The organism is Ruegeria intermedia, from assembly GCF_900129345.1.
GTDB lineage: Bacteria > Pseudomonadota > Alphaproteobacteria > Rhodobacterales > Rhodobacteraceae > Ruegeria > Ruegeria intermedia.
The window spans coordinates 1-10745 of record NZ_FQVK01000043.1; the positions used below are offsets into that span (position 1 = coordinate 1).

The 10745-nt window shown below is 62.9% G+C and carries 7 protein-coding genes and 1 tRNA gene; all 8 read right to left on the reverse strand.

Translation table 11 applies throughout. The features are described 5' to 3' along the window. Positions 1 to 385 precede the first annotated feature (385 nt). Positions 386 to 475, reverse strand: a tRNA-Ser gene (locus tag F3H26_RS18430). An 866-nt stretch (positions 476 to 1341) separates the two neighbouring features. Continuing rightward, positions 1342 to 3657, reverse strand: coding sequence for a DUF3772 domain-containing protein (locus F3H26_RS18440; protein ID WP_149777441.1), 2316 nt, complete (start codon positions 3655 to 3657; stop codon positions 1342 to 1344). Beyond that, positions 3657 to 4691, reverse strand: coding sequence for a cysteine synthase A (locus F3H26_RS18445; RefSeq protein ID WP_149777442.1), 1035 nt, complete (start codon positions 4689 to 4691; stop codon positions 3657 to 3659). The genes F3H26_RS18440 and F3H26_RS18445 overlap by 1 nt, the downstream gene beginning before the upstream one ends. A 69-nt stretch (positions 4692 to 4760) precedes the next feature. Continuing rightward, the gene (locus F3H26_RS18450; RefSeq protein WP_149777443.1) at positions 4761 to 5876 is read right to left on the reverse strand and encodes an NUDIX domain-containing protein; all 1116 of its coding nucleotides are present in this window, start codon (positions 5874 to 5876) and stop codon (positions 4761 to 4763) included. A 24-nt stretch (positions 5877 to 5900) separates the two neighbouring features. Then, positions 5901 to 6287, reverse strand: a complete 387-nt coding sequence (locus F3H26_RS18455; protein WP_394349794.1) for a TrgA family protein — start codon at positions 6285 to 6287, stop codon at positions 5901 to 5903. Positions 6288 to 6357: 70 nt separating this feature from the next. Then, on the reverse strand, positions 6358 to 7566 hold the full coding sequence (locus F3H26_RS18460; RefSeq protein WP_149777445.1) for an SAM-dependent methyltransferase: 1209 nt from the start codon (positions 7564 to 7566) through the stop codon (positions 6358 to 6360). Between the two features lie 69 nt (positions 7567 to 7635). Further along, positions 7636 to 9060 carry a cryptochrome/photolyase family protein gene (locus F3H26_RS18465; protein ID WP_149777446.1) on the reverse strand — a complete coding sequence of 475 codons (1425 nt, stop codon included), beginning with the start codon at positions 9058 to 9060 and terminating at the stop codon, positions 7636 to 7638. Between the two features lie 45 nt (positions 9061 to 9105). Next, on the reverse strand, positions 9106 to 10332 hold the full coding sequence (locus tag F3H26_RS18470) for an aminotransferase class V-fold PLP-dependent enzyme (protein WP_149777447.1): 1227 nt from the start codon (positions 10330 to 10332) through the stop codon (positions 9106 to 9108). Between the last annotated feature and the right edge of the window lie 413 nt (positions 10333 to 10745).

Below are 10745 nucleotides of genomic sequence, written 5' to 3' on the forward strand. Positions count from 1 at the left end.
CGCAGGCCAGCCAGGACAATCCTGATCTTCTCTGCCGCTGAATACTGTTTACGGGTCTTCCGCTTGATGCCTCTGACCAGCTTGTCAGCGGCATCCTTGCTTGTTCCGGATTTCTTGTTCATCTTCGCTCCTTGATGGCTTCGATGAACCAGAAATCCTCCGTTGCTCAAACCCCTAAATCTGTCCGATAGGTGCTGACTTCAGACAGTCGGCTGTGGGCTGATAAACTTAGAGTCGGACTGTTCAGTACGGAAATGCATTAGCAAACAGTTTTTGCCGCTACGCTCCTTGGTTTTGGCTTGCTTTCGAGGGGGTGGAAAATGGGGGATGGCACGTAGCGCAATCGCCGAAAAAACAATAATTTCAAGTGATTACGGGAAATTGGTGGCGGAGAGACAGGGATTCGAACCCTGGAGACGGTTTCCCGCCTACACACTTTCCAGGCGTGCGCCTTCGACCACTCGGCCACCTCTCCGTGCCGGGGTTTTTTGAACCATTGAACAAGGATTTGCAAGGCCCGATGAAACGCAATTTGCATGCATTTCCGACGGGTGACAAACTTCGACCTTGCCGATGATCCATCCAACCCGCCCTTTGAACCCATACACAACGCCTCCGGGCTTTGACGTCTCGTCCCGACTCATGCGCACCGGCTGGCGATCCCATCGGCGCCCCCTGCTTCGGCTCGGGGCCCCCTCGCCTTCCGCTTGACGTCACGAGCGCCGGGCGCACCGAGCATTGTGAGGTTTCCCAGGCTTCCCGGACGCCTGTCCCGTTCAGTTTCCGCTGTCCATACTCTAAGCCATCGGGCCGCGGCATGCCGTTGTTCGGGTGGGCCAGAGCGCACAACCTTGCGCACCGTATTCCGAGATATCCGCAGTTCGCGGCGGATCTGCTTGACAGACTTCTCCTGGACAAAATACTCCGGCCTGATCCTCGCAATCGTCTCCACAACCAACATCCTCAACTCGCTCCCTGAAATTCGTGGGGACGCGACTGAAACCAAATATCAGAGACGTCACCATTGGGCGCTGATGCCCCAATAAGGGGGGCAATCTTGCATGCCGGTTCACTCTTCTCCACCACCCCGACCAGTTCGCGCTTCCGGCTTGGCTTCACGGCTTCGCAGTCCAGAACCGGCTACACCACCGAGGCCCCGAAAAGCCTCGGCCACCTGCCGCGAGATTACGTGTTGACGCCCGACCGCCGGGAAACCGCCCGCGCCGGATGGTCCCCGACCCAGATCCGATGCACCGCGCCACGCTTGAACGCGCCGCCGCAACGGCGTGCCCCGGTTTCGCCCTCCGCGCCTCACGGGCGGATGGCGAAGCCTCTGCTGGTCTAGGGGTTCCTCAGAGTCTCGGGATTGCGCAGCCAGACATCCCGTTGGGCAAAGGGAATTTCGATCCCCTCTTCGGCGAACCTGCGATTGATTTCGTGGTTCATGTCGGACTTGACCGACACCACCCAATTCACGTCGCGGATGATCGCACGGATTTCGAAATCCAGAGAATCGGCCCCGAACCCGGCAAAGTAGATGTTGGGCGCCGGGTGCGCCAAAACCATCGGATGCTGGTTTGCCACTTCGCGCAGGATCTTCTCGACCTTGGCGGTATCCGTGCCATAGGCCACCCCGACCGGAACGATGACCCGCCCGATGGTGTTGCCACGGGTATAGTTCGTGACCACCCCGCTGATCAGGTCCGAGTTGGGGATGATGACATCGGTCCGGTCAAAGGTCTCGATCCGGGTCGAGCGGACCGAAATATCGCGGACATATCCGGTCATTCCGTTCACGTCGATCCAGTCGCCCTGCGAAATCGGGCGTTCGATCAACAGTATGATCCCGGAGACGAAGTTCGACACGATGGTCTGCAGACCGAAACCGATCCCGACCGACAACGCACCGGCCACGATCGCCAGCGACGACAGGTCAAAGCCCGCGACCACGATGGCGACCAGCGCGGCCACGAAGATACCGACATAGCCCGTTCCGGCCACCACGGCGGCCTGCCCTCCGGCGTCGAGCCCGGTCTTCGGCAGAAGCGATCCCCGCAACGTGCTTTGCAAGAGGCGGGTCAGCATGTAGCCGATCACGAAGACGGCCACGAAGGTCAGGAAATTGGAGGGCGAGATCGTCACGCCGCCAATGTCGAAGCCCAGCATGATCCGCGACCAGGCCTCGATCAGGTCGGTCTCTCGCGCGCCCCAGTAGAGCGCCAGAACAGGCAGCGACAGAATAGCCAGAACGAACCCGACCAGCACCGAGAACAGCGAGTCGCCCGCCCTGTCCTGCTGGCCCGTCAGCCAGCCATAAAGCGATGTCACGAAACGTTGGAAGATCACCAGCGCCGCGATCAGGATCAGCGTCTTGACCGCCGGAAAGACGACGGCCTCGGCCGCGTTGGTATACCCCATCGCAGCCAGCACCGGCCCGGCTGCGCCCAACAGGAACATGAGGCGCCGAAGAAGCTCGACGATCTGCGCGAACGCCCGCCCCCGCACGGCAGCCTGGTCATCGGTTTCCCCCGTGTCGCCGCCGCGGATTTGCCGCACCCGCAACAGCAGCAGCCCGGTGATCAGGATGGCGGGAAAGCTGACCACCGCGCGGGTGGCATCCGAGATGTTTTCGATCCGACCGAACAGCAGAACAAGTTCGTGCAGGATCAGCATCACGGCCAGCAGATCGACATACAGGCGCAATTCGGCAACCTTGCCCCCGGACAGGGCGATGGCTTCACCGGTCTCGCTCATCAGATAGACCTGGCGCCCGATCCAGTCATAGAACAGGATGATCGCCGCCCAGTACGGGACTTCCTGCATCAAGAGCGTTCCGCGCAGGCCCAGCACTCCGGTCATCGTCACCGCCTGTATCAGCAGAACGACCCCGACCCAGGGAAAGATGATCCGGAACAACGAGACGATGAAGCTCCACACGCCGCGACCCGATCCGCCGAAGCGCCGCAAATAGTCGCCGGCCTTTTCCGACCAGCGTCGGCCGAAGATCAGAAGAACCAGCGCCAGCACCACCAACGTGAGGATGGCCGGCGCATCGTTGCTCATCCGTTCACGGACGACCGCCGAGCGCAGGTTCGCCTCGGTTTCGTTGACCAGGCTGCGCGCGGCCTCGCTGACGGCCTCCCAGGCCGGCAGCCAATAGGCGGGATTGAGCGGAGACGGCCCGCGCGCCAGAAGCTCCTTGCGCTGCCGGGCGCGGATGATCGAGTCGATCTCGCCGATCAAACCGTTGGCGCGGCTGAAGGCCTCCTCGCTGATGATCCGCGGGAGCTTCAGCTTGTTGATCTGGTTTTCCAGATGCGCCCGCAACTGGGCGAGTTCTTCGGGTTCTTCCGAACCGTCATCGGGCGCCGGACCCAACGCCTTGAGCTGCGCTTCCAGCGTCGTCAGACGCTCGGAATTGGCCGTCCGCGCCTTGTTGAAGTTTTCGCGGTAAGTGTTGAGCTCGGAACGCAATTTCTCGAGCGCGACATTCGAGGCACGCTGGGCCGCTATCACCTTTTCGGCGCGCTCGGCAGTACTGAGCCAACGCTTGTAGTATTCGCTCTGCGTGTCGCTCAACTGGGCCGAGGCCGCGCCGGCCAGGCCCAGCACGAGCACAAGGGCAAGCCCCAGCAGATGATGCAGCCACCTAGCCATCAAACGTCTTCGAACACGCCGGGGATGCTGCGGGGGGCTTCGGTCATCCACTCGGGCACCGGCAGCTCTTTTTCCCGCAGGAACTCGGGATTGAACAGCTTGGACTGATAGCGCGTGCCATAGTCGCACAAGACCGTGACGATCGTGTGCCCCGGCCCCATTTCGCGGGCCAGCCGGACCGCGCCGGCGATGTTGATCGCGGTCGAGCCGCCCATCACCAACCCCTCTTCGCGCAGCAGGTCGAACACATAGGGCAGCGCCTCGGTATCGCTGATCTGCCAGGCATGGTCCGGCTTGAACCCTTCCAGATTCTTGGTGATGCGCACCTGACCGATCCCTTCCGCGATCGAGCTGCCCTCCATCGCGATTTCGCCGGTCGTGTAATAGGAATACAGACCCGCGCCCATCGGATCGGCCAACCCGATGGCCACCCCCTTGGGCTGCAGCGCCTCGGCCACGCCGGCCAGCGTTCCGCCCGAGCCCACGGCACAGATGAACCCGTCGACCTTGCCTTCGGTCTGCTCCCAGATCTCGGGGCCGGTGGTTTCCACATGGGCCTGACGGTTGGCGACGTTGTCGAACTGGTTGGCCCAGATCGCGCCATTGGGTTCGGTCTTGGCCAGTTTCTCGGCCAGGCGACGCGAATAGTGGACAAAGTTGTTGGGGTTCCGGTACGGCGCCGCTGGCACCTGCACCAGTTGCGCCCCGGCAAGGCGCAACATGTCCTTCTTCTCTTCCGACTGGGTTTCGGGGATCACGATCACCGTCTTGAACCCCATCGACGCCCCCACCAGAGCCAGCCCGATCCCGGTGTTGCCGGCCGTGCCTTCGACGATCGTTCCCCCTGGTTTCAGCTCGCCACGGGCGATGGCGTCGCGAATGATGTACAGCGCGGCCCGGTCCTTGACCGACTGGCCGGGATTCATGAACTCGGCCTTGCCCAGAATCTCACATCCGGTTTCCTCGCTGACCCGGCGGAGGCGGATCAACGGGGTTTTTCCAACTGCGTCGGCAAGATCTCGTGCTATGCGCATGGCGCCCTCGTGTCATTTGGCATCAGTGCAGGCATACAGGTGCCCGGCCGTGACGGCAAGCGGCGATGCTCAGCCGCGCAACCGATCCCGGTGGCGCGCCAGCCAGTGCGCCACCACCAGCAACGGCATGTCCTTGAAGCCGTGTCGGTCGACCTGACCGATGAACGCGTCACATGGCAGGATCCGGCTGCGGATGTCCTCGCCCTCGGCGGTCAACCCACCATTGACGGCCGGATCGGTCAGATCGCACAAGCCGACATACAGATGGACGAATTCGGTCGACGATCCGGTCGAGGAATAGGCCTCGCCGGCGTTTTCCAACCGGTACGGCGACACCCCCGCCTCTTCCATCGTTTCCCTCAGCGCCGTCTGTTCAGGCGTCTCGCCGGGGTCGATCATACCGGCCACCGGTTCCCAGACCCATGGCTCGGGATCATCGATCAGATAGACGGGCGGGCGGAACTGTTCGACCAGCAGCACGCAGTCGCGGACCGGATCATATGGCAGCACGACCACGGCACCGCCCTGCATCAGCGCGCTGCGGTTCAGCACCGGCCCCATCGTGCCGTCGTGGCGGCGATACTGAAGGTCGATCTCGTCGACACCGAAATAGTTGACATAGGCCCGATGGTGCCGGTGGGCGATCACGTCTTTGCGGACATCGCGCGGATCTCCGGTGCGGCGTTCCCGGGCCGCAAGCCGGGCCCAGGCCCGGGTTCGGATGGCCGGAAAGCTTTTGGCGATGTCGGCGGGCTCGATTCGGCCGTACCAGCTCATGACCTCGTCAGCGGCCAGCAGGGTCATGGGCCCCCATCGGGCAACCCACTGATCCAGCAACCATGGCGCACCCGGTGTCCACCGGGCGGCGGCAGGAAAGAACACCTGGGCCGGCACCCGCGCGCCATCGTCACACTGCACCTCGCAGTCGCGCAGGTCGAACTCGAACCCGCCCTCGTAGAAGGCCAGCCGGTCCAGGTCCGACGCCCCCAGTCCTTGCACAAGCAGCCCTTCGGCCGCCTGTCCCGGCTCGGGCACGATCATCGGAAAGGGCTGCCCTTCGGCGCAACGCACGGCGTGGTCGCGCAGACGGGCCGGCCGAACCGCCAGAGCATCACCGGACCGGCCCAGCACACGTTCGAGCAGCGGCAAATGGCGCAGCGTGCCGTAGAAAAACAGATCTGCCATGTTGTCGGGACCTTCAAACAGAGCTCAGTTCCACCGGCGCGATGCTTCTTCGGTGAACAGCCCCGACAGGATGGCCCCGATGGCCAAGGTTGCGATGATTTCCGGATAGATCAGTTCCCGCCCGAACTCGACGCCCAGTTGAAAAATCGCAAGCAGCGCTTCGAACGGGCCGTCATACCGGTGGCGCATCGCAAGCCGGAACATCTCATAGGTGCCCTGCACGAACAGCCCCCAGAACACCAGCGAAACCACCCCGGTCAGCCCGTTGTTGACCGCGGCCGTCCACCCGTGACCGGCACGCTTGCCCATGATCACCCAGCCGCACAGAAACCCGAGGATGACGTTGACATAGGTGAAATAGCCATAATCCTTGCCCTCCTCTCCGTTGTCCATGATCATTCCGGATACCAGAAAGGCCACGACCACAAGGCAGATCGCGGCAACCAGGCGAGAGGCGGTGGGCATGTGTCTTTTCCGTGCTTTAGTTTGGTTTTGCTATGGTGATCTGTGTCACATCGCAATTGCCGGTGTCAAAGGCTGCGCCGCAGGCGGTCAAATAATAATTCCACATGCGGCGGAAACGCTCATCAAAGCCCATGGCGGCGATCTCGTCCCATTTTTCATTGAACGTGTCATACCAGCGGCGCAGGGTCAGGTCATAGCTTGGCCCGAACTCCTTTGATCGCACGACCTGCAGGCCCGCCTGCGCGACTTGCGCGCGCAGAACCGTCGGCGACGGCAGCATGCCGCCCGGAAAGATGTATTTCTGGATGAAATCCACCCCGTTCCTGTAGACCTCCCAGCGTCGGTCGGCCACAGTGATGATCTGCAAGGTCGCCTGCGCCCCGGGCTTCAGCCGCTCGCGCACGGTTTCGAAATAGACGGGCCAGTATTTCTGCCCGACGGCCTCGAACATCTCGATCGAAGCGATGCCGTCATATTGCCCACCTTCGTCGCGATAGTCCTGCAGCTTGAGCTCGACCTGGCCCGATAATCCTGCCTTTTCTATGCGTTGTCGCGCGTATTTCAACTGCTCCTGGCTGATGGTCAACCCGGTCACGCGCAGGCCGCGCTCTTTGGCGGCGTATTCCGCGAACCCGCCCCAGCCGCAGCCAATCTCAAGCACATGATCCCCGGGCTTTACCCCCATCTCATCGACCATGCTGGCATATTTCGCGATCTGCGCCTTTTCCAGGCTTTCCTGCCCGGTTTCGAACAGGGCGCTGGAATAAGTCATCGTATCGTCCAGCCAGGCGGCGTAGAAGTCATTGCCCAGGTCATAATGGTACGAAATGTTCTTGCGGGCCTGCTTCCGGTGGTTGCGCTGCAGCCAGAACCGCAGCTTCTCATAGGCCTGCACCAGGAACTTGCCGGTGAAATCGTCATAGACCGTCTCGGTGCCCAGATGCACCAGATCCATGAACGCCCGCAGGTCGGGCGTGCTCCACCCGCCTTCCAGGTAGGCGTCGGAAAATCCAAGCTCGCCTTCGCGGATCAGGCGCGCGAACACGTCCGGGTCATGAATATCCACCCGCGCAACCGGCCCGGGTTTGGCGCCTTCGCTGCGAAACACGCGCCCGTCGGGCAAGCCGATATCCAGCCGCCCGGACTCCATCTTACCGAGCGTCTTGAAGACTTGGGCAAAATATCTGGGCAGGTCTTTCTGCCCCTCGGTGGTGGTCAGGATCATCCGCGCTCCCCTTTGCGGTGTTCGGGTCAGGCTAGGTCGCGAAAGCGTTTCTGGCAAGTTTTCAGTTCCTTACTGGTCTTTTCGGCCTTCATATGCGGCCAACGCCCGTGCGCGGCCGACCTTCAGATCAACGACCGGACGCGGATAGGCGTCGTTGGGGCTCAGGTTCCAAGACCGGGGGATGGCTTCGAAATACGCCAGGGCGGTTTCTGGCGGATCGCTCTGACCCTCGGCCACCCAACGCCGCACATAGGCGCCTGTCGGGTCGAACTTCTCGGCCTGTGTCTGCGGGTTGAAAATACGGAAGAACGGCGCGGCGTCCGGCCCCGAACCCGCCACCCATTGCCACCCCATCGCGTTCGAGGCGGCATCCCAGTCGACCAGGCCGTCGGCAAACCAGTCCATCCCGATTTTCCAATGCGTCATCAGGTGCTTGGTCAGATAACTTGCCACGATCATCCGCGCCCGGTTGTGCATCCGCCCGGTCACGTACATCTCGCGCAGCCCGGCATCGACGACCGGTATGCCCGTGCGCGCGGTCATCCAGGCCCGAACCTCGGGCGTCTCGATGTCCTCGTTCCAAGGAAAGCCGTCCCATTCCTGCCGCCAGTTCCGCGTCAGCAGATGCGGCGTGTGGTACATCAGGTGATAGGCGAACTCGCGCCAGACCAGTTGCCGCAGAAAGGCGTCGGCGCCGGTCGAGCCGATCAGGGCCGCGCCCTTGACCCTGTGCCAGACCGTTCGGGGGCCGATCTCGCCCAGCGCAAGATATTCGGACAGGTGCGATGTTGTGTCATCCGCCAACGCGTCGCGCTGCGCCGGATAGGCGTCCAGCCGCTCCATGAAGGCGTCAAGCCGCGCCTCGGCAGCTGTCTCTCCGGCCTGAACATGCTGACCAACGATCCCGGCGCCCCGCCGCATGGCGTGCCCGAGGCCCCAATCGTCCAGGTGTTCGGATGCCGGCCAGTGCGTTGGCGCAGCCAGCCGCTCGGGGGCCGGGTCTGGCGAAGGAACGTCCCGCTGCGCAACCGCGCGCCACATCGGCGTGAAGACCCGAAAGGGCGCCCCGGTCTTGGTGGCCACTGTCCACGGCTCGAACAGAAGGTGTCCCGCAAAGGATTTTGCGGTCAGGCCCAGTTCCGCCAGCGCCGATTTGATACCCGTATCCCGCGCGATTGCGTCCGGGTCATAGGCCCGAGACCAATAGACCTCTTGCGCGCCCGTTTCGGAGATCAAAGCCTTCAGCGCGTCCAGTGCGGGACCGCTGCGCAGTACAAGCTTGCTGCCCTTGCGTTCAAGGTGTTGCGCCAGGGCCGCCAGCCCCAGACCCAGCCGCCATTTGGGCGCCGCCCCCAGACCATCCACCAGTGAATCGCGAATGAACACCGGTATGATCGGCCGCCCGGAGCGTACCGCGGCGCTCAGCGCCGGAAGGTCCGACAGGCGCAAATCCTGCCGGAACCAGATGAGGATGGGTGACTGTTTGCTGTCCATGCTCGCCCTGTTTTTCCCTGTCTACGCAGTGGCGGGCGCAGTGGATCACAAAACGCGATCAAATGCCTGAAGCAATTGGTCAATCTCGTCGCGCGAGGTGTAATGGGTGAAGCTGACCCGCAGGACGCCCTGCCCCAGATCCACCCCCATCGCGGTCAGAGGCCGTACCGCGTAGAAATCCCCGCCGCCCGCCATGATGCCGTGCTGCGCCAGTTCGGCGGCAACCTCCTCGGCGTTGCGGTTCAGCGCAAGCGCCACGGTCGGCGCGCGCCGCTCGGCCTCGGCCGGGCCGATCAGGCGCACGGCGTTTCGGTCCTTGACCGCATCCAGCACCGGCTGCAGCAGGGCAATTTCATGCGCACGCATCAGGTCATGCACGAACTGACCGCGTTCGCCAGCACCCGAAGCCGGGCCTCCGTGATGGTCGCACAGCAGATCGACATAATCCGCCATGCCCGCGCTGGCGGCCACCTGCGCATGGTCCGGCCCGGCCGGGGTGAACCGCTTGTACAAAACGTCGCCATTGAAGAAATGGGCCTGGTTGGGCAGCAGGTCGCCCAGCGCGCGCCGGATCACCATGCAGCCCTGGTGCGGGCCATAGGTCTTGTAGGCCGAGAACAGATAGATATCCGGCCCGAGTTCGCCCACGTTGGGGAACCCGTGCGGGGCATAGGACACGCCGTCGACACAGACAAAGGCCCCTGCGGCGTGAGCGATGGCGGTGATCTCGGTCACCGGGTTGATCTCGGCCACCACGTTCGAGCAATGCGGAAAACAGACCAGCCGCACCTTGTCGTCCAACAGGTTTTCCAGATCGGCCGGGTTCAGCGCGCCGGTCTCGGGGTCGATCTGCCATTCGCGGATCTCGATCCCGTCCTCGGCCAGACGCCGCCAGGGGCCGGAATTGGCCTCATGATCCTGGTTGGTGACCACGATCGCCTCGCCCGGCTTCATCCATTGCCGAAACGCCTGCGCCAGAACATAGGTGTTCTGCGTGGTCGAGGGGCCAAAGCTGAGCTCGTCAGTGTCAACGCCCAGAAGGGCCGCCATCCGCATGCGCGCCTCGTCCATCTCCTCGCCCGCCAGTCGGCTGGCCTCATACGGGGCATAGGGCTGCACCTTGCGCTGGGTATAGAACCGCGTCAGCCGGTCCAGCACCGGCTTGCAGGTATAGGACCCGCCCGCATTCTCGAAAAACGCCTGTCCCTGCAGGCTCGGCTCGGCAAAGGCCGGAAACTGCGCCCGCACGAAATCGATATCCAGAGTGCCCATCACACTGTCCTTCCCTTGTCATGCACGATGGTTCCAGAGGGCTGCCCGCGCATGACACCGGACATCTCCGACAACATGGCAGGTCTTCCAGCCAGCCACGGGCGGGCCGCGGCAGTTCGGATGCGCACACCGAACGGCGACAGTTAGCCTTGGCCGGTCGCGCGGGTCAAGGCGTGTATCCCCGTGGCGGCCAGACGCGACCGACACCAAAAAAAGGGCCCCGGATTGCCTGACGCATTCCGTGCTGTGGGGCATGAACCGCCGCCGATTGGCGGCGGTTTTTCTTTGCCGATCTAAACCGAGTCGAGATCGCCGATGTTCTCATCGTAGGTTTCAATGAACCCGATCATCCGGGCGATGATCTGTTTCACGCGTTTTGCGCGCTCGCGGATCCCGGGCTTTGTTTTGAGCGT